This window comes from Aeromonas sp. R2-2, from assembly GCF_040908355.1.
In the GTDB taxonomy this organism is placed as follows: domain Bacteria; phylum Pseudomonadota; class Gammaproteobacteria; order Enterobacterales; family Aeromonadaceae; genus Aeromonas; species Aeromonas veronii.
Genome location: NZ_JBFODQ010000049.1, coordinates 35,782 through 55,464, shown reverse-complemented (window position 1 = coordinate 55,464; position 19,683 = coordinate 35,782). Strand labels below are relative to the sequence as shown.

Here is a 19,683-nt window from a genome sequence, read left to right as displayed (position 1 = left end):
TACTTTGCCAGCGAGTCAAGGAAAGGTACGCGTTCATAACCTCCCGACTCGACCGGTACAGTGTCGTTACCCTGTGCCAGACCCTGGGGGTTCACCGAAGTGGCTTCTACGCGTGGCTGAAACAGCCTACATCGCCACGACAGCAGGAGGACGAACGACTGACCGGATTGGTCAAGCAATCCTGGCTGGAAAGTGGTGCTGTCTACGGTTATCGCAAGATCCATCGCGACCTTCGTGACGCAGGGGAAGCCTGCGGCAAGCACCGTGTGGCCAAATTAATGAGGCGGGAAGGGCTGCGTTCGCAAACGGGCTATCAACGCCGCAAGGGGCATTATGGAGGCAAGAGCCCGCAGGCTGCCCCAAACACGCTGGCACGTCAGTTTAAGGTGCCAGCCCCCAACCTCTCCTGGGTGACTGACATTACCTACATCCGTACTCAAGAAGGGTGGCTGTACTTGGCGGTGGTGCTCGACCTGTTCTCTCGCCAGATCGTCGGCTGGGCGATGAAGTCACGCATGACGGCAGACTTGGCGGTTGATGCGTTATTGATGGCCGTCTGGCGGCGCAAGCCCAAGCAGCCGGTACTGGTGCATTCGGATAGGGCAGCCAGTTTACCGGTGCTGAATGGCAGGACTTTCTGAAGGCCCACAACCTGAGTTGCAGCATGAGCCGACGTGGCAACTGTCACGACAATGCTGTCGCCGAGAGTTTCTTCCAGTTGCTCAAACGGGAGCGGATCAAGCGCAGGATTTACGCGACAAGAGACGAAGCCCGCAGCGATGTGTTTGATTATATCGAGATGTTTTACAACCCAATCAGGCGCCATGGTTCCAATGATGGGCTGTCGCCGGTAGAGTTTGAAAGGCAGTTCAATGTTCAACAACAGAGTGTCTAGAAAACCCGGGGCGATTCAATGAGCCAACTCAACATGTAGGGAATACCGACCAACTATGACAGCAAGTATTGGTCGGTTGTCTCGACGCTGTGCTGCTAATTGACTCCATTCGGATATATCGAGACTAGAAGGATGAGGATGGTCCTCTGGATGTGTGTGCCATTCACCTAGATAGCGGACAGTACCCTGGCTTGCCATCCATCTAGACTGAGCGATGGCTTCGTGACCTGTCGGCATCCGTTCAAACTGATATCGAAACCGTTTATCCAATGTTGTGGGAACTGTTGCCTGCTCGATGAGTAAATGAGTGCCGTGTACCGAGCCAAGCAAAATGCCCCCAGCTTCGCAATCGAATTCACTTACTTGAATATGCTGGCAGAAAGTTCTCAGCACAGACCCTGAAAAATGTAGCAGCGTTCTGCTATCCTCTGTGGCCCAGGAGTTCATTGGCAGCATATAGGACATTCCCGATCCTGCTGCGGATCACAATCTGGTGTAGCTGGCTGTTGGGTTCGGTCGATCAGTCTCGTACGCAGTGCAGGGGAATTGATGCCATTGACCCAGTCAATTGTCATCTCAGCTCCTAGGCTGGCAGCTTGTACGGACACCGAAGCGGGAAATGGCACGTACAAGCCCTCGCATCCATGTCCCGCCAAGATAGTAGGCAGAGGAAAAAGGGTAGAACGGAGTTCACCTCTTCTATTGCTATGCCAAAGACATCGGAAACATGCTCCTGATTCGTTCGCTCTCAAGAGTGCACGGACGCCTGTTCCCGGTCCTTCGATCCAGACCGAGAGTATGGGTAGGGGAAGCTGATAGTAACTGCACAGCCAATGTCCTAATGCTTCTTCCCCAGTAGCATCTATGAGCAGATCCAGCTTTCCTAGTTGGGCCAACCTCACATCCACAGGGAGAGCTCGAATTTCAGCGCCAGGTGCCAAGCGTTTGAGCTCTTTCGCCATGGCTTCGGCTTTGTTGGACATCAGATCAGAGAATCCTAGGCGATGGCGTCCGATGTTCTGGGGAAGAAGGATATCGAAATCCACCAATGTGAGTCTTCCACCACATGTTCCCGCCCCAGCTTTGACCAGCATGTCCGATAGATACCCACCGATTGTGCCACATCCAACAATGGCTAGGTGCTTACCTGCAAGCGTCTTTGACTTGGGCATGTTCCGCTGAGCAAGATATCTATCATCGATTCTGACCACAGAGATGGGCGTTACCTTTAACCTGTAGCTAGGATCTCTGCGCTCTTTAAGTCTGTCCTTTTTGACTGGTTCTTGGCGATCATAGAAAACGACAAAGCCATAGGTCATCAGCGGTGATTCAATAATGATCAGTACGCCCTTAGCATTCGTTCTCTCCCCTTCTTTTATGCGTTCGTGAATATTGTGCCGGCACCGAGGGTCAAGGGTGCTTTGCCAAGCCAAAATATCTGCGACCGTCACAGGCGGCCATTGGTTGGCTAGCGGCCGAGGTTGAGCGGCGGTTTTGACTCGGTAAGTTAGCAAAGTCTTATCGGTTATTTGGAAACCGAGTGAACTCAACTTTATTGTTGTTCGATCTGCGTTATCGGTGATGAACAAAAATGGTTTTCCATTGGCGGCTTCCGCGACAATACAATTTTGTCGTCCCAGCTCGTCGTTTTGCATATCTGAGAAGCAAAGCCAGCCGTTCCAGTAGGCGAAGAATTCTTCAGCGAGATCTTCTATCATCTCACCCTGCAAAATCTGCCCGAATACCTCTGCCGCACGTTGCAGGCACGCCAAAGACTGTCCTAAAGGATCGTAGATATCCAGAACAATAGTACCCTTGGCGAGATAGCAAAGATCACCGTTTGCGCCAAGATGAGGGAGCGTCTTGGGCAGCTCAGGAGGAATGTCGAGCAGCCGAATGCGAGGCAGGTCGAAGAACTCGGGGTCGATCTGAATCTCACACAGGTATCCTTTGTCCGCGTTGGGTGGGAGCAGTTGTCCCTGTAACTTGAACCAGCCATCGTCCGTTTTGCAGACAAAATAGAAACCTTGTTGCTTGAAGGCATCGATCACATCAGTGACAGTAACGACGTTGTTCATCCAGCCTTCGTACGCCCGACGAATTCGCTTGGACCGGCTGTGGCAGGTGCTGCTGCGATGGTGGCGGCGACCGATACAGCCTTGACTCGATCTGGCTCATTCGGAAAGCGAGGGCCGAATTCGCCCTGCATCCAAATGCAAGCCTGTGAAGGACTGCTAGCGTTAGTGGCCCCACGAAGCATCTTTTCGAATTCTTCAAATGCTTTTGCAGCCTCTTCGACACCTTCCTTGCCAAGCCGTTCTGTGAGCGATTCTGACTCATCCACGGGGTTATTGACTCCTGCACGTAGTTTACCCGGCAGTTTTGTAACAACATCCAGTAGTGCAAGGTCATCGCGTCGATCTCGTTTCTCAAAGAGGGGCGCCGCAGATGCCATCAGTAGGATCGAAGCTGGTCCGCCGCTGGACCATCTCCAATCGCGGTATGCCTTTAAGTAGCGAATCACGCGGCGAAACTGCTCTCCCTTGGCCTCAACTTCGCCCAAAAACCACTCCTTTACTGGTCTTGGATCAGAGCGCATCCAGTTGTATTCGCGATGTGCGAGGAGAACCTCGTCAGCAGGTAGGGCTGTCCAAGCATCTCGCTCTGCTTTTTTCACTGCTTCGGTCAGCGAATCATAGCCGTAGCTCTCCATCGATGCTTTGGCTAGCATGACAAATTCCTTGTCTGGTATGGCATACAACGGAATATCAATGTGAGCATACTTGGAAATGATTATGCGGATACATGTTGGTTTATCGGTAACAAGCTTCCACTGCTTTTCTTTAACCAGTGGCGTTAAGGCTTCTTCCGCGGCGGTAAAGAACACCATTGCCGCTACACTGGGACGCTTCGTCTGCGAAACGAAGCTCAATGGCAAATAACAGCCATCATCAATATCCGCTTGTTGAGGGGGCTTTGCCGGGGAATTTAGCGTCTTGTATGCCCACGATCCTTGCGTGAAGAAACGCGGCTGTGGCACATCTTCAGAATATCCATGTGCTTTCAGCACTCGTGGGATGCCATTTCGCAGACAGTTCCTGACATCTGTGCGCGCATTGGCGATACTGACACGTTGTTCGGGGGTCAGATCCAGTTCGTCATGCATGCAGGATTCGTCATCAGAAGTAGTAAAGAAAAGCGGACTCAGGTTTAGCATGTGACCTCCGAAGCATTCTTGTTGGGGCCGTGATAGAAGGTGGGGGCACCAGCTTGGTGCGCTCGGAACGGTTTAAAAAGTGGATCGCCAAGTGCACGTTGCGCGGCGTGAATTCCTCGATTTTTGAGCGTGTTAGTTGCACCTATAGAAACCCGATCTAGCGCCTTTACATCTTTACTCTGATCAGGCGTTGCCTTGTCGTCGATCTGGAAGTAGTTGTTCCCTAGCAATTGCCGCAGCATATAGTCTACTGACGATTCCTGAGCCGAGATCACTAAGTCGAAGAGCCCCCCACGCCATTTCCCAAATCCACGGTCAAGACTTGCGGCCCCTCGAACTGTAGCGCCAATACTCATTGTTCCTATGGACAGAACTCTAATCTGGGCATTCTGGTTTGGTGCGAGGAATGTGGTTACTTCATGTAACCCAAATAAACCTGGAGCGTTGCCAACCAGCCCCCCATCTGCAAAAACTCCCCGGTCATTTCGTGCTAATGGAAAGTAGACAGGAGCTGCTGCTGTTGCAAGCGCAACATCGACGAGCTTCATGCGATGATCCAGTTCAAAAGATGGGTGATGAGGCGTCTTAAAGAATTGCCCGCGCCCTGTCGAATAGTTGACTGCCGGCACAAGAACACGATGCTTCAAATCACCCATAGTGAGCTCCTGGAAGCGTTCGATTAATACCTGCCGTAATCCGTCGGAGTCATGTTTTGCTGTCCACCAGAACCCGAGCATTCGCCGCCATAAGTTGCGACAACCAAAGATGCGATTGCCTTGTTCTTCAAAAAGGGCTTTGAGCTCATAAGCGGGAATATCTGCAGCTAGCCCTAATGCAAGCATTCCCCCTGCGGATGTACCGCAGATGAGATCGAAGTGTGAAGCTATAGGGCGACCAAGTATGGCTTCGAGTTCGGCCAGAACAGTGGCTGTATATAGGCCGCGATAACCACCACCTGATAATGCCAGAACGTGATACGTTGGGGGACTTGTCATGGTCTGTTAGCCTTTTGGCGGAAAAGGATCTTTGCCGTGGCTATCCTTGTCACGAATACGACCATCCGGGCGGTGAATGACAAGTTCAGACTGTTGGTTTCGTGCAATATCTCTCGCGGCATCAATGGCTTGCTGCTGAGTGTTGTGTACAGAGGTTGCCTTCTGATTGCCTTCACCTTTAACAGCCCAACCATTTTCGTGAGGAACAACATGCTGATTTTTGCCCGCCATCATAAATCTCCCGAATTGAACCAATGAGAGCCAGCTATGCTGGTGGGCTAGTCAATAGCTACCCACTACTTCAGTTATGCCGGCTAAAGAATGTATAGCTATCCACTTGAGGACACTGTGACACTATATGGCGTGCCTGTTTATATGGTCAACTACCATATATTGATTTCTGTTAAAGACATCAATGATGGTGGGCGGAGTTGACGGTGTATGCGGATAGAGGCGGGGAGTGTACTTTTTTCATTAAACTTGGACCTCATGGCGAACGAACTGCAAAGCAGCATCGACCTCCTCAGTGTTGGCATGCTTTTGGCAAAAAATACTGAATGCCAGGACTGCAGAATGTCGCTCTTTGTAGAAGAAGTGCATCCGTAGCGGATGCTTTGCTGCCCCATATAGTGGGGCATTTATCCCGTCAAATCGGTTACCCAAAGTTTCTTGAAACTGATCCAGGGTCAGGTCATAGATCAGCCCATCGATCTCTAGCCAGTAGTGCGACTCTCGACGATCTCTGGTATCGCCTTTGACAACAGTCACCATGTGTTGTGTGGGCAGAAGACTCACCAACATTCCAAACACCACAGAGGCCCCCTGACAGCAGTTCAGGGGGAAACTGGTGAAGAAGGGCAGACCAGTTAGGCTCTCGTAGTGCAGCTCAAAGACGCTGCGTGTGGATCTGGCAAGTTGCTCGATGGTCATTCGTGACTCCAGGTCGGGGGAGCCAATAAGATACTACTCACGAGGGACCCTGAGAACCCTCGGTCTCCCACCTTTCCTTCTCCTGCTCGGCACCTCCATCTTGCCCACGCTACGGGAGCGTTCAAACATCGTAGCCAGTAACCTTTCATCCATTTTGAACAAATAGTTCAGGGCATGATCTAATAGCTTTCCTCGCTTGCTCGAATCATCCCAATGCACCTCTCCAATACCGCACGTACCCCATTCCTCATACTTTTGCTTATCGGCATTACAATTATGATAACTACCAGCCTTCCAAGCCTCCCCTAATAAACGGCCTATCCGGATATCGTTCTGCACAAAATTGCCATTGAAGAAGAATGCAATGTGATAATGATACTCCCGGTGCTTGCCACACTCTAATTTCCACACATAACCAACCAGTGATTTGTACTTTCGTTTAATCGAACGTAAATACCATTCTCGTTCCTCTTTAGCTTCTTCGATAGTCACTGAGTCTCTAAAGTGAAAATCTACTCGTACAACCAGTAGTTTTGCATGCTTGGCAAATAGTTCATCTACATACGATTTTATACTTGCGCTATTACGTAGCTCAGAACGTCTCAGATTGCGTAGCCGTAGTTGATGTTGCGGTGACATCAGATCACTCATGAAATCCTCTAGAACGTATTCTAGCTCAGTCAAAAGTTCACTTCGTGCTTCAGCAGATAGATACTCGTCAAATACATTCAGGTCTCGGTACTGATAGAAGGATTTTAGAAATAGCTCAACTGAGGGTTGAGCTGATTTAGCCTCTTGGTATTGATAGTAGTGTTTGGTTACTGCATCCATTGCTTTTTGGAAAGCATGGATACTGAATGATGGATAGTCAGATTCGAAGTCTTTAATGAAGTCCAGTATGTCTGTAGACACGAGTAGTTCCTCAATGAAGAGTGGCAATAGGATTGGTGGATGCCAATCCTATTGATATTGACTGATGAATTAATTCAATTGATTAATTAACAATTGATTAATGAATAATATAAACCACTTAACCAAATGGATTTCATTGGTAAGTTAATAATGCTGGTTTCAACCTATGCATATGTAACTATGTGCACTAAAAATAGTGCAAACACTAAATATATGGAATTCTGGTTTCTGTAAACTTATGGATTCATATATGTTTTTAGAAATATCTCAGATGACTTGCAAGCATAGCTTATTGTTTATGTCGAGAGTTCTCATTCAACAGAATGCATCTAATAATTTACGTGTGCGTTGAATACGCAATGGAATTTTTGATTTATATTTTCCGTAGTAGGGGACCAACCCTTTAATTCGTCCACAATTTTTCTCCAGCCTATAACGGTCACGTATGTAACTTGGATGTCTATCCCATGACAAGGAGATGAGCAGGGACTGCTTTCTCCTGAAGCAATAAATGTCTCCCGTAGCAATAAGGATCTCAATTGCGCGATCTAACCTGCCTAAATCACGCATGCAATAGGGGCCACTTCGTCTTATGTCACTTTTTAAAATCCACTTATTCCGCCAGTTATGCTTAATCCAGGCGAGTAATGTGTCAGCATCTTTTTGGTCTGATAGATCTTTTTTGTCAGGCTTTGTAAAAATTTCCAAGGCCTGATGCAAGTATATTTCTGTCAAGTGAATTGCCATATCCATAGTTTTGTAATTAACAGAATGCTCTTTATAGTCAGTGTGAGTAAAAACATGAAGAACGGCTGCGATACGTGAAACCTGCTCCATAAACTTTGAGCCAAAATCTGTATAGTCCATCAGGTATTCACCACGTTGCATATGAGCTTCAATCTCATTGAATTTTTGACGCCACAATATTTCGGCACTATCTGTCATTTTCAAACAGTGACGAGCTATACAAGCTTCCCCCTCTCTCAGCAAAGCTTCAATTCTTGTATTAAAATTGCACAATGCATTTAAGCCCTGGAATGGCAAGTCACTATCTACAGACTCATCCTCAAATCTATTGCCAATCTCAGATGTTGGTTCACAAAACAAAAAGCGAGCATCAAGTCCAGAGCTTCTGAATGAAGCCCCACTTTTTTCTCTAAATGATGTGTATATATCAGGTTGAACCTGGATGCTTATTGTGAGGCGAGCACCATCAATTCGTATCTCAGTGTTGTTGGCCCTGTCGATTCTTATCGTTTGCCCAGACCATAGCGAACAAAAAAGTGAATGGTCTTTTATCAGCTCGCTAGATAGTAGGGTCCCACCCTCATCTGAAGTCAGTGCCAATGAGGAATTTTTTTCTGATAGCATCATTTTCAGTTTCGCACCTGAAATATCATCTATCAGCACTCGTCTAGTGATTGGTTGAATCGGTTTACATAATTGATGTAAACGCCATTCTTCGGCAGCTTCGTTAAAGGTAGTGCTATCATGATGATTTTTTTCTAAGCATTTTTTTAGAGCCTTTTGCTTCAGTTCCCACAATTCAAGTTCTATTACATAATTCGCATATGTAGCTTCTGTCTTTGTTGCCAAAGAGAGTTCATATTCACGGATAGACTTCATCAATAACTTATCAACCGTACTTTTCCGTTCACCGGATGCGGCAAGAATGAGAAAATACAGTGAAACAGGTAACTGCATACCCACTGGTGTTCTAATGTCAACCAAAGGTTGCGCAGCTATACTCATCACTGAAAGCATCTGACTTAATATCATAAACTCAGGTGCTTTTGTTGCGTGAGAAATATCATCCAAGGGGGCTAGGATTTTTTCATCCAAGTTTTCGATAGCGCTCCTGATTTCTCGGCGAATATTCATTTCTCACATCCTTTAGTTGATTTTTTTGAACGATTTTCAATCCATTGGTTGACGTCACTTTGACGCCAGCCGACAGCTGACAAACCCAGCTTTATTGCTTGCGGAAAATCGCAGTCGTATCGTTTTGACTTGATGTCTAGCTTGTCATAAATGGTTGATCTGGCTAGACCAATCATCTCTGTGAGTTCTGGCAGCCTAATGATGCGATCTGTGGTGTGTGGCATTGCGTGCTCTCCTTCCTATCTCTGATTCAGGAGTCCCCATGATGAAGTGTTCGAAACTAAAATTCCTGGGGTGAAATTACGTGGGCAAAACTCGAGTTATTACACCACACAGATACCAGGCTGGAGGCCGCTAGCCAGCACGCTCTGACGCTGTGCCCGCCCCATCGGCAATTCATCTATAGACCTCCTCAAATATCATCGTGATGGTGCCGCTGTCGTAGGGCCAGGCCAGTCTCAAGGACTCTCACGTAAAGCTACGTGGCGTAGGAGACTTGTCATCACAATCACTTGAACAACAAAGGGCATTGCGGCAGGGCCAGAGTGCACACGCGCTGGCATCCCCCAATTGACCCCGCACATGCCAGTCGAGCAGTTGGGGCTCATGCCGGAGTTGATGTTGCTCACAGAGAATTATCTGTGTTGGTAAGAACGTGTTGATCACTGGGGCGACGGGTTGCGATAAAAACTACGTTGCCCGCTCCCTGGACGAACGAACAGCCAGCAGCATATGTGCGGGTTCGTAACTACCGGTTGGGCTGGTTACTGGAAGAGCTGAGCGTGGCTCGTGCAGATAGCGGGTATAAACGCTTGTATCCTGACGCTGGCAAAGCAGGTGTTGTGGCTACTAGATTTGAGCACGCGACAAGCGGCGTGTCTGCTGGAAGTGGTAGAGGGTTGGTATCAGCAAGGGAATTCGGCCATAGGCAGCCAATTACCAGTTAGGGGCTGATTGATTTCGGTACAATACCCACCCCCTTAACGTAAAAATCATCAGTTCATGTCAACACCAGCTTGTCGCCGCCACGATATTTCAGACCGTGCATAGGCTTTAATCGAACCTCATCTATTGGGGCAAAAAGGTCAATGGGGTCGTGTTGCTCGTGATAACCGATTGTTTATCAACGCTGTTTTCTGGGTTTTGCGCACAGGGGCTCCTTGGCGTGACTTGCCCTCTGAATACGGGGACTGGAAAAACACCCATCGCCGCTTTTGTCGTTGGCGCGACAAGGGCATTTAGGCTCGTCTTCAAGAACGTCTGATAAATGAACCTGATTGCGAGTGGCTGATGATTGACGCCAGCCATATCAAGGTTCATCCCCATGCCAGTGGTGTTCGAGGTGGTAATCAGGATATGGGGGTCACTAAGGGGGGGCTGAACAGCAAGACCCATTTGGCCGTCGACGGACATGGAATGCCAATATAATGCATCATTACATCGGGTTCGACCGCAGATTGTACGCAAGCCGCGACCTTGATTGACGGTTTGGAGGCCGCGTATCTCTTGGCGGACAGGGGATATGATACCAATTCATTGATTGATACCGCCCAGGTCCAGGGGATGGAGCCCGTCATACCTTCCAAACGGAATCGTAAGGAACAACGAGACCACGACAGGGGGCTTTATCGGGCAAGGCATTTGGTAGAAAACGCCTTCCTTCATCTGAAGCAATGGCGAGGCATTGCCACAAGATACGCCAAAAACACAGGCTGGTTTGTAGCCACAGTGCAGATCCGCTGCGCATACATGTAGGCCTCAATCTTATGACGACACCCCCTAGTGAGTGGTACCTGATGGTAAGCCACCCGATGATAGCGAATAGGCTACTGCATCACAGTCTAAAAGGTGAGTCGATGAGAACGCTGGTACAAACCGATCAGTAACGGTAGAAATGGATATGGTACGAAGAATGTTGTAGTGAGGGTGATCAACTTGTTCGAAATGTATACGCAACTGAGCGGATAAATGCTCGTCAGATTCCAAAATGACAATCATGTGGCTCGGCTGTCGTTCAATTTAGATGGATAAGTCAAGTGATATTGGGAACTCACTTTATATTTAACGATAAGAATCCAATAGGCAATATAATGACAACACACAAATTTGCTACAATTCTATACGCAATAGAAGATACTCTTGGCCTTTGGTCTAATGCCAGAAAAAATGAACAAATCCAAAAGTCTGAATATGATGGGCACCGTCAACACTATCATGAAGTTGATCTATCAAGGTCTGATATAGACAATAACACCTCAAGAATGAAAGCAATTTTTAATCGCTTGCATATAGGGTCTAATGTACCACAAGCGATGAAAGATAATCATCTTAACATATTGGAGAGTATTTATAATTTCATATCTAGACAATGCTTTTATTTAGCCAGTCGTACAAGTAATCCCACCCAGTTTTATATCGATTGGATATTATCACCTATAATGTGTGTCGATATTGCCATATTTCATGCTGGTGCTAATGAAAATTCCATATACTTTCATCTCGATCGAATTCTTGGAATTGAAGAAATAATTAAGAAAAAAGATGGTGTTGAGGTTTTAGATAAAACCATTGCTAAAAGATATGTTAAAAAATACATTAATCAGTTATTTCAGGCTGTACATAATCAAGCTTCTTCGTATGATACGCCTCAAGCTATAATACCAGGTATTCTTAGTTACTTAGATGAGTTCTCGAAAAGATCGAATCAGACCAGTGTGACTTTACATCAACGCATAAAAATGGATCGTGATTTAAAAAATGAAAGTGCAGAGTCGAGAGAAATTACAAACACTATAATAGACAAAATTGAGGCGGCTTATACTGCCATTATAATATTGCAAGATATTGACAATGAAATGAACAATTTGGGCCTTATGTTAAGGCTATATAATAGCTTCTATAGCCCTTATCAAAAGGAAGATGGCAATCTTTTGGGTTTATGGTCATACATGCACAGCGCACTTATCACCAATTACCATGAGCTTTTTGAATATGAATTCAAGACGTGTTTTATTAATAATATCAGTCTAGAGTTTTTTTTAGATATAAAGAAGCGTAATTATGTTGAGAACATATGTGGATATATTTATAGCTTAATGTTAGAGCATTTTCAGCCTTGTGCTATAACTAACTTAACGATGTCATCGTTAAGCGAAGAAAATCATTTATCAAAGATGGTCTCTCTGCCTCCTGAAATTGAGCCACCTATGATTTGTAGTGATGCACAGACTTACGCCAAGTATTTTGATAAAGCAAAGAAATACAATCTTCACGTGTTCAATAAGTCAAATTTTTCTTGTATTTATGACATGGCAAGATGTCATGTTAATGACGATAAACTCACAACTAATGATGCAGAGTACTTTGGCCAATATATACCATTGATTGAGGCGCTTGATTATATCAAGCATGGAGATGCAACATCAGCTTTACGTGAAATAAACACTGCTTCTGAAGTGAAATTTCAATTGTTCGGGTTTGTAAAATATGCACTTGCTGTTCTTCATATTGGTCTGATGTACAATCTTAATAAAAAGATTGGCAATAAACATTTAATGCCAAAAATAAATGACATTATAAATCATCAAGGTCTTGTCACCATTCCTAGCGTTTTACCATCCTATGTAATACAGCCTGATAATATGAAGTGTAGAGAGGCCTGGATGCCAGAGGAGGAATATTTGAAAGCCTCAATTATTTTTGGTGCCAATACCTATAATTACATATTATCTCAAGCAATATATTGCTATAATTTCACGGTGGCTCGACATACTGTGACAAAGGGTGTTTTCGCTGACAGTAAAGATGCAAACATCACCAGAGTTAATTTGTTAAAACTCAATTATTCATCACCATTGATTATCCACAACCTTCTTGACAAACTTAATGAGATTTCAGAGAAAATCCTGAATGGACTTGATAAAGTAAGTGTCAATGTGGCACCAGAAGTTTTTGCTATGGATTTATGTACCAAAAATATAATAACTGAAACAGAACTAACGGAGTCGCTTATTCGTGGAATTAATGATTCCTCCCTTGGTCTCTGCCTCTTAGATCACTTAACCATTATATTGTTATTCTCTGTCCCTGGTGACAATGTCAAAAGCATTGTTGAATTAGGTAAAAATACCAGGGTGGTAGAGTTATTGTATCTGGCGTATCAACACCATAAAACGCTAGACAAGAAGCCAAAATAACCGTGATGGGCTCCAGGCCAAAAATAATTGAGATGTTCGCAACAGACGAACCTCCGGCCATGCCGGAGGTTCGTTTCACGTTGAGGTAAAATAATGAATCTTCTGTGACTTTGGGCTATCATGACAAGCCCCATCAGCCTTATCCCAGTCGGTTCTGATTGTTAACCACCAGTGCTCAAAATCTGATATTCACAGATATTTTTTGATACGAATATCAAAAATATCACACAAAAGACTCAAGAAAGGCCCTTGATTGGTTTGCATATTTTATTACCGGCTCTGTACGTAACTATTTGCGAACATGAATGTAAAGTCATGGCTAGAGATGAAGCCATACGGATGAATATGATTGCCAAACACCTATGGTTAAATTTATTGACAAGCTGTACATCAGAACCTGGCATATTCTATAGATATATTTATCCATACTCGGTGACATCCATTTAAAAAACGAAATCATTTATTTTCTCCATGTGTTTTTATCTATGATGCCCGTGAGGGCATGGGGTAAGTAAGTTCATGTAGGCATTTGATAGGCATTCGGTGTAACGGCTGCTTGTATATATGATGCGTGATAGCTTGTATCGCTATCACAATGATACTATCCTATACTCCTCGCACAGTCTTATATCGCAGTATGATGTTCCATGTTGTGAACTATAGAGATGACTGGCCGCATGGCTATTAGTATTTAATTAAGGGATATCTATGAGTGAATTTCTGAAAGTTCTGTTGAACATCCGCAGTCTGCGGGCCGCAATGCGTGAGTTGTCTCTGGACCAACTCAAAGAAGCCCACGAGAAGATTGAAATGATTTATCTGGAACGGTTGGAGCTGGCGGAGAAAGAACAAGCTGCAAATGCTGAGCACCAACAAAAGCTGGCTGAGTTCCAAGCGATGTTGGCTCAAGCAGGTATTGATCCCACAGAGTTGGTTGGCAGTGCCCCGGCAGTAGCGACTGCGGCTAAAGCTAAACGAGCACCTCGGCCCCCGAAATACCGTTATGTTGAGAATGGCGTAGAGAAAACCTGGACCGGTCAGGGTCGCACACCCAAATTCCTGGCTGAGCAGGTCGAGCAAGGGCGTCAGCTGGACGAGTTCCTCATCTAATATAGAAAAGGTCATGTAAATAGGGGGGCCTTAGAGCCCCCTCATATGAATTAAGTGTGGCGTGGGGTTGAGAGTAAATATGCTCTTTTCGACCGAGCATTACAATGTGGCACGCCAATAAGATAAATCCAGGCTTTATGCGGTTTTTGGCACGATACCGGTGGTTTTCTCAATAATGCATATTCACTTTTTCGATGAACGTACTGCTAGCATGCTTTTAATATGAGAGGGTAGCTAAGAGGTGGCCCTGCTGTTTTCTGGCTTAATTTATTTACCTGATCGCACAATTAAAAGAAGAATTGGTCATGTCAATACAAGATACCTGAAATAGCATTGGGGGACTAAGATCGGGAGCTGGATCTGGGTCTAAAACGATATGTGTACTTTTATGATGATGGAATATGCAGCAACGGTGCCTACCAGCCCTAGCCTCATATTAGTATGGGGCAGATGAGTTCACCTCCAATTGTAAATCCGGTCGATTATCGACCGGCTTTGGTATTATTACATGTTTGAAGTCATCTTGCCTCTTCGATGATGTGAGTATTCATCAGTTTGGCTAGCAGGTTGGCCAGACGGTCACGCATATCGCGGCGGTCGATGATGAGATCAATAGCACCCTTCTCGAGCAGGAATTCGGAGCGCTGGAACCCTTCCGGTAGTTTCTCGCGCACGGTCTGCTCGATTACACGAGGACCGGCAAAGCCGATCAACGCCTTGGGCTCGCCCACAATAATGTCACCAAGCATCGCCAGGCTAGCAGATACGCCTCCAAGGGTCGGGTCTGTCAGCACCGAGATATAGGGCAAACCCGTCTTGGAGAGTCTGCCCAGCACCGCACTGGTTTTAGCCATCTGCATCAGAGAGAAAAGTGATTCTTGCATGCGAGCCCCACCGGAGGTGGAGAAGCAGATCAAGCCACGGCCTTCCTTTATACACTCTTCGACAGCGCACACAAAGCGTGCTCCGACCACGGATCCCATAGAGCCGCCAATAAAGGAGAACTCGAATGAACAGGCGACAACTGGCACCCCTTTGAGGGTCCCTTTGATTACCACCAACGCATCATTTTCTCCCGTAGCTTTCTGGGCGGCAGATAAACGATCCTTGTATCGTTTGGCATCCTTGAATTTAAGTATATCTTGCGGCTTCAGCTCGACACCGAGCTCTGTACGCCCCTGCTCGTCAAGGAATCGCTCGAGACGTGCGCGGGCGCTGATGCGCATATGATGATCACACTTGGGGCACACTTCGAGATTGCGCTCCAACTCAGCCCGGTAGAGCACCTGTTCACAGTCACTGCACTTGGTCCACACCCCTTCCGGAATGTTGTGACGACGAGGGGCAGTGATCTTACTCTTGGGAAGAATCTTCTCAAGCCAGCTCATAGAACTCCTAAATGCTTTTTTGCCTGACAAAACGCCTCGAACCTTGTTTATTCAATAAGTTAAGAGCTCGAATGCGACAAATAACGGTTCATTAAACCACAATTTTTCAGGCGCAGTTACTAAAAACTGGTCCTACCCGGAGCCGAGTCCGGCAGCCACAACTGGCCAAGCAGCTCCCTAGCAACGCTAGCTTAGTTAGGTAATCAATATTGTATAGGCAGAGGCCACCCGCCAAGGCGGATGGCCCAGCAAGATTCTGCTTCCGATTGGTCAATGGCTCGGCTGTCTACTCTATAAGTGTGAGCAATGGCGTCTTGAAGCTTGTAGTCAACGGACCGGAGCGGGCTGAAAAACCGCTCATCCAATAGATACAGCCCAGTCTGTAGTGATGGTTGTAAATGACAAAATGGTTGCGATGGGAGGTGGCGTTGAAGCAGGCGTGGAAACTATAGTCCACAGCGCACGATGATATCCGGCGGTTAGTCCCTGAACCCCTCGGCACGGTTCGAATCTGTAATGGCGTTAATGGGATGGTCGCCCCTCCACAAAATGGCATCAGAGTGCCAAAGTGGCGAATGTAAGTTCCCACTGATGAGAGAGGCGACCACCATGAAGGCTACGACTATCGGCATCGATCTGGCAAAACATCTCTTCCAATTACATGGCGTTGATCAACATGGCAAGACGGTCCTAAAGAGACAGTTGAAGCGGGAGCCTTTAGCAATCTTCCTCCTAGCCTGATCGGCATGGAGGCATGCGGCAGTGCCCATTACTGGGCCAATAAATTGCAAGGGCTGGGGCATACCGTCAAGCTGATGGCGCCTCAGTTCGTTAAGCCCTATGTAAAGACCAACAAGAACGATGCTGCGGATGCCGAAGCTATTTGTGAAGCTCTGACTCGGCCCACCATGCGGTTCGTGCCGATAAAGAGCAGCGAACAATTGGCCATCCTGGCCTTGCATCGTGCTCGACAGGGCTTCATCAAGGCCAGGACTGCTCAAGCCAACCAGATCCGGGGCCTGTTAGCAGAATACGGGTTCATCCTTCCTCAAGGTATCACCCACATAGGCAAACACGTTCCCGAGCTGCTCGAGGACAGTGAAAACGGCTTGCCAGGAACGTTTCGCCATTTGTTAATGCGACTTCACGAGCTCCTCAAGATGCTCGACAAGCAGGTCAATGAATTGGAGGACGCGATCGTTCGCTGGCATAAGGACAGTGCCGCCAGCCAAACCTTAGCCCAGCTGCCAGGTATCGGCCCTATCACCGCAAGCGCACTGGTTGCTTCCATCGGCAATGCGAAAAATTTCAAGAATGGCAGGCAATTGGCCTCGTGTCTGGGGTTAGTGCCACGGCAACACTCCAGTGGTGGTAAGCAGAACTTGCTTGGGGTCAGCAAGCGTGGCGACAGCTATCTGCGCACCTTGTTAATTCATGGCGCTCGGGCGGTGCTACGAGTAGCAGAACGCAAGGAGTCGTTTTCGGGAAGCTGGCTGGCCGGGGTGATGGCTCGGCGCAACCCTAACGTGGCGGCGGTAGCGCAAGCCAACAAGACGGTTAGAATCATCTGGGCATTGCTGGCACACGACAGAAAATATGATGCCCACTATGGCATAGGCGCATGAAAAACAGGTTTGGCAATGTAAGGGCTGATTGACAGCCCTATGACCAAAAATTGGTAAGGAAGCACCGATTGCACAGGCAATCATGAAGTGATGGCGAGACAGGTCAGACCGTGGCTGGTAAAACCCGAGGGAAACAAAGTACTTCCAAGTACGTGGCGTTGATAGCGGAGCCAGCCAGCGAATTCCATCAGGGATAGAGGCAGTAGCCTCGATCAAAATCCGGATCTATGGCTGCAATCTCCACCTGACTCACTTTCATCGATTGAGGGCTTGGCAAACCAGGGCGACTATCTATGTTTCCCAAATCGATGCAGCTTGAATGGAACTAACTGAGGGCTTGGTGATCTGATCACCACCATCCTCTTCAAGTCTGCATTCATGGGCACATCGCTTCACCCCATCACCAACTGGCCTACATACAACAACTCTTTGATTAACCGTGGTTCCCTTACCTTCTGGGTTGATGCAGGGACTATGGATAACTGGTTCCACCACGACCATCATGGGCGCCGGAGCCGCAGTCAGCTCTGCACCGACCAGACCATCTGTACCTTCCTGATGTTCAAGGGGATTTTTAACCTCACTCTGCGGGCCACTCAGGGACTACTCGACCCCCTGTTCGAGTTGATGAACATACCGCTTTGTGCCCCCGACTACAGTTGTGTAAGCAAGCGGGCCCGCACGGTGACGGTGGCTTATCGACAGCCCCCAAAAGGACGTATTACCGATTTGGTTATCGACTCAACCGGGCTGAAGGTATTTGGTGAAGGCGAGTGGAAGGTCAGAAAACACGGCGCCGAGAAACGGCGAGTTTGGCGCAAGTTGCATCTGGCAGTAGACCCAGCCACTCACGATATCGTGGCGGCGGAAATCTCGCTGGAGAATATCCATGATGTTGAGGTATTGCCGACTCTGCTCAATCCACTGTGGCGCAAACTGGGGCGTGTTTATGCGGATGGCGCCTATGACAGCAAAGCCAGCCATCAGCTTATCTTGCGCAAAGGGGCGACAGCCTGTATCCCGCATCGTAAGAGCGCGGGGTTATGGAAAAAGGGGCATCCAAGAAATGAGGCCGTGCTGGTGATGCGCAAGGAAGGGCTGGCGCACTGGAAGAAAATATCGGGATACCACCGTCGCTCGCTGGCAGAGACGGCAATGTATCGGTTCAAGCAGTTGCTGGCGGGGAAAATTAGTCTGCGAAAATACAACGGTCAGGTAGGGGAAGTGATCAGGGCGAGAGCGTGAATATTTTGTTAAAAACAAGCGAATTTGAGTAATTAATAAGCATTTTTTGCTTGCGAGGTTTTCATTCAGCACTATCTAAAGCGTATCCATATTTTCGACAGGCCGGTTTCAGCAAATGGCATAAGTATCGCTCGTACTGCCGTCTATTGAATTGTTCGGATTAGCTTAAATGTTAGGCAAACAGGTCGCTTGATAACATAAAAAACCAGCGCATTAACATTTAGTTCACGCTCTCGCCCTGGGGAAGTGATGGCGTATGTTGGAGCGATAAATAAATTGAACAGCCTTGGTCTGCCCGTCAGACAGCCCCGAGTGTAGCGGTCACCTGGAGCTGAGGAAGTCATGACTTGCTGGTTGATTTGGGCAACAACGCCGTTAATCATGCTATATGTGAGTTAGATGTTGCGCTTGGTGGTTTTGTTGACAAAACTGTTGCAAAAAAGATGCTGATGTAATATTTTAATTGGTGTCGTATGGAGATTGCCAATATTGAGTTCAACCTAAAAGAAACAAACTCAAATTGCTTCTAAAATGACTTAATAAATCAACAGTAATAAGCATTACTACACTTTTAGTGTAGTGGAATAATGTCCTAAAGCGCCGAGAGGGGCGCAGGGAGGACATGAAACATGCCCTAACTAAATACGGCGCTATACCGAAGGCGCAGACCGTTACTGCAAGGGACGGGAAAGAACGGTAAATATTATTTGTCGTTACTGTTTCAAGACATTAATAAAGAAGCAGCATGGGCACTGTCAGGTGCCCTTTTTTTATGCGTATTGTTATGGAATGCGTATACAAAATTCACACTATGGAGTGTTGCTGAATGGCGCTACGAATAGTCTATTTGACATCAGTTACTTCGAATCTTCTCCCTCAACTAGGTATGAAAATATCATATTCATCACAAGTTCTTCGTATTAAATATTTTGGTTCTGAAGGAAGTAAATATCTTTATGCAGCTCTAATTCAGTGCGAAGATCATTCTTCCTGCCATGATTGGACCATCCCTGAGTGCAAGATCATTGCGGAAAAAAATATATCGTTCAGTAAATTGTACTCTCCAATACGTAAGTACTCTAGTGTAGATCTTCGTGATTCGGCAAATCGTGATTTATTAAGGAGGCTGAAAAAAGAACGTCGCAAACAAAATAATAGAGTGTTAACTGAAGATAACTGGACTCAATTCGTCCGTCGAAAGGAAGCTGTCCGTTTTGCGTTGCTCGGCGTATAAAATTTGTATCTTGTTCATGTTTTAATTCAGTGTCTCCAATAGATAAGTTACAACA

Annotated in this window: 12 protein-coding genes and 5 pseudogenes; 7 read left to right on the top strand and 10 right to left on the bottom strand. The window is 46.7% G+C overall.

Annotated elements, in window-relative coordinates:
- A pseudogene (locus AB5Z09_RS08970) lies at positions 1–895 on the top strand (IS3 family transposase); the annotation flags it as partial.
- Positions 896–910: 15 nt separating this feature from the next.
- Here the strand turns inward: AB5Z09_RS08970 and AB5Z09_RS08965 are convergent.
- From AB5Z09_RS08965 to AB5Z09_RS08925, 9 genes are all read right to left on the bottom strand, one after another.
- Entirely contained in the window at positions 911–1,342 is a 432-nt protein-coding gene (locus tag AB5Z09_RS08965; RefSeq protein ID WP_368195116.1) for a Mov34/MPN/PAD-1 family protein, read from the bottom strand.
- Positions 1,339–2,973 carry a ThiF family adenylyltransferase gene (locus tag AB5Z09_RS08960; RefSeq protein WP_368195115.1) on the bottom strand — a complete coding sequence of 545 codons (1,635 nt, stop codon included), beginning with the start codon at positions 2,971–2,973 and terminating at the stop codon, positions 1,339–1,341. The genes AB5Z09_RS08965 and AB5Z09_RS08960 overlap by 4 nt, the downstream gene beginning before the upstream one ends.
- Complete coding sequence (locus AB5Z09_RS08955) at positions 2,970–4,061, bottom strand: CBASS cGAMP synthase (RefSeq protein ID WP_368195113.1); 1,092 nt, start codon at positions 4,059–4,061, stop codon at positions 2,970–2,972. The genes AB5Z09_RS08960 and AB5Z09_RS08955 overlap by 4 nt, the downstream gene beginning before the upstream one ends.
- A 44-nt stretch (positions 4,062–4,105) precedes the next feature.
- Positions 4,106–5,107, bottom strand: a complete 1,002-nt coding sequence (locus tag AB5Z09_RS08950) for a CBASS cGAMP-activated phospholipase (RefSeq protein ID WP_108612029.1) — start codon at positions 5,105–5,107, stop codon at positions 4,106–4,108.
- Between the two features lie 6 nt (positions 5,108–5,113).
- Positions 5,114–5,338, bottom strand: coding sequence for a DUF2188 domain-containing protein (locus tag AB5Z09_RS08945; protein WP_106842215.1), 225 nt, complete (start codon positions 5,336–5,338; stop codon positions 5,114–5,116).
- Positions 5,339–5,581: 243 nt separating this feature from the next.
- Positions 5,582–6,037: a hypothetical protein gene (locus AB5Z09_RS08940; protein ID WP_368195112.1), complete on the bottom strand. Its 456-nt coding sequence runs from the start codon at positions 6,035–6,037 to the stop codon at positions 5,582–5,584.
- A 33-nt stretch (positions 6,038–6,070) separates the two neighbouring features.
- Positions 6,071–6,949, bottom strand: a complete 879-nt coding sequence (locus AB5Z09_RS08935) for an inovirus-type Gp2 protein (protein WP_368195110.1) — start codon at positions 6,947–6,949, stop codon at positions 6,071–6,073.
- Positions 6,950–7,264: 315 nt separating this feature from the next.
- A complete protein-coding gene (locus AB5Z09_RS08930; RefSeq protein ID WP_368195109.1) occupies positions 7,265–8,830 on the bottom strand; it encodes a YfjI family protein in 1,566 nt (521 codons plus the stop codon).
- The gene (locus AB5Z09_RS08925) at positions 8,827–9,054 is read right to left on the bottom strand and encodes an AlpA family transcriptional regulator (protein WP_104014281.1); all 228 of its coding nucleotides are present in this window, start codon (positions 9,052–9,054) and stop codon (positions 8,827–8,829) included. Before AB5Z09_RS08925 ends, AB5Z09_RS08930 begins: the two co-directional genes overlap by 4 nt.
- 832 nt (positions 9,055–9,886) lie before the next feature.
- Between AB5Z09_RS08925 and AB5Z09_RS08920 the strand changes: the two are divergent.
- The 3 genes and pseudogenes from AB5Z09_RS08920 (at position 9,887) to AB5Z09_RS08910 (ending at position 14,136) form a co-directional block, all read left to right on the top strand.
- A pseudogene (locus AB5Z09_RS08920) lies at positions 9,887–10,585 on the top strand (IS5 family transposase).
- A 335-nt stretch (positions 10,586–10,920) separates the two neighbouring features.
- Positions 10,921–13,026 (top strand): hypothetical protein, encoded by a 2,106-nt coding sequence (locus tag AB5Z09_RS08915; protein WP_368195107.1) that lies wholly within the window; start codon positions 10,921–10,923, stop codon positions 13,024–13,026.
- A 708-nt stretch (positions 13,027–13,734) separates the two neighbouring features.
- Positions 13,735–14,136 (top strand): H-NS family nucleoid-associated regulatory protein, encoded by a 402-nt coding sequence (locus tag AB5Z09_RS08910; protein WP_368195106.1) that lies wholly within the window; start codon positions 13,735–13,737, stop codon positions 14,134–14,136.
- Between the two features lie 518 nt (positions 14,137–14,654).
- On the opposite strand, the gene accD is transcribed toward AB5Z09_RS08910, so the two are convergent.
- Positions 14,655–15,524 carry an acetyl-CoA carboxylase, carboxyltransferase subunit beta gene (gene accD / locus AB5Z09_RS08905; RefSeq protein ID WP_368195105.1) on the bottom strand — a complete coding sequence of 290 codons (870 nt, stop codon included), beginning with the start codon at positions 15,522–15,524 and terminating at the stop codon, positions 14,655–14,657.
- Positions 15,525–16,133: 609 nt separating this feature from the next.
- Between accD and AB5Z09_RS08900 the strand changes: the two are divergent.
- The 3 pseudogenes from AB5Z09_RS08900 to AB5Z09_RS08890 all read left to right on the top strand — a co-directional run.
- A pseudogene (locus AB5Z09_RS08900) lies at positions 16,134–17,149 on the top strand (IS110 family transposase).
- Between the two features lie 378 nt (positions 17,150–17,527).
- A pseudogene (locus AB5Z09_RS08895) lies at positions 17,528–18,379 on the top strand (IS5 family transposase); the annotation flags it as partial.
- A gap of 201 nt (positions 18,380–18,580) precedes the next feature.
- Positions 18,581–18,712: pseudogene (locus AB5Z09_RS08890) on the top strand (IS5/IS1182 family transposase); the annotation flags it as partial.
- Positions 18,713–19,683 lie beyond the last annotated feature (971 nt).

Bases quoted from the DNA above. Each gene is read 5' to 3' on its own strand.
- AB5Z09_RS08955 (WP_368195113.1), bottom strand. From the start codon at position 4,061: ATGCATGACGAACTGGATCTGACCCCCGAACAACGTGTCAGTATCGCC.
- AB5Z09_RS08930 (WP_368195109.1), bottom strand. From the start codon at position 8,830: ATGAATATTCGCCGAGAAATCAGGAGCGCTATCGAAAACTTGGATGAA.
- AB5Z09_RS08940 (WP_368195112.1), bottom strand. From the start codon at position 6,037: ATGACCATCGAGCAACTTGCCAGATCCACACGCAGCGTCTTTGAGCTG.
- AB5Z09_RS08950 (WP_108612029.1), bottom strand. From the start codon at position 5,107: ATGACAAGTCCCCCAACGTATCACGTTCTGGCATTATCAGGTGGTGGT.
- AB5Z09_RS08945 (WP_106842215.1), bottom strand. From the start codon at position 5,338: ATGGCGGGCAAAAATCAGCATGTTGTTCCTCACGAAAATGGTTGGGCT.
- AB5Z09_RS08965 (WP_368195116.1), bottom strand. From the start codon at position 1,342: ATGAACTCCTGGGCCACAGAGGATAGCAGAACGCTGCTACATTTTTCA.
- AB5Z09_RS08910 (WP_368195106.1), top strand. From the start codon at position 13,735: ATGAGTGAATTTCTGAAAGTTCTGTTGAACATCCGCAGTCTGCGGGCC.
- AB5Z09_RS08925 (WP_104014281.1), bottom strand. From the start codon at position 9,054: ATGCCACACACCACAGATCGCATCATTAGGCTGCCAGAACTCACAGAG.
- AB5Z09_RS08960 (WP_368195115.1), bottom strand. From the start codon at position 2,973: ATGAACAACGTCGTTACTGTCACTGATGTGATCGATGCCTTCAAGCAA.
- accD (WP_368195105.1), bottom strand. From the start codon at position 15,524: ATGAGCTGGCTTGAGAAGATTCTTCCCAAGAGTAAGATCACTGCCCCT.
- AB5Z09_RS08915 (WP_368195107.1), top strand. From the start codon at position 10,921: ATGACAACACACAAATTTGCTACAATTCTATACGCAATAGAAGATACT.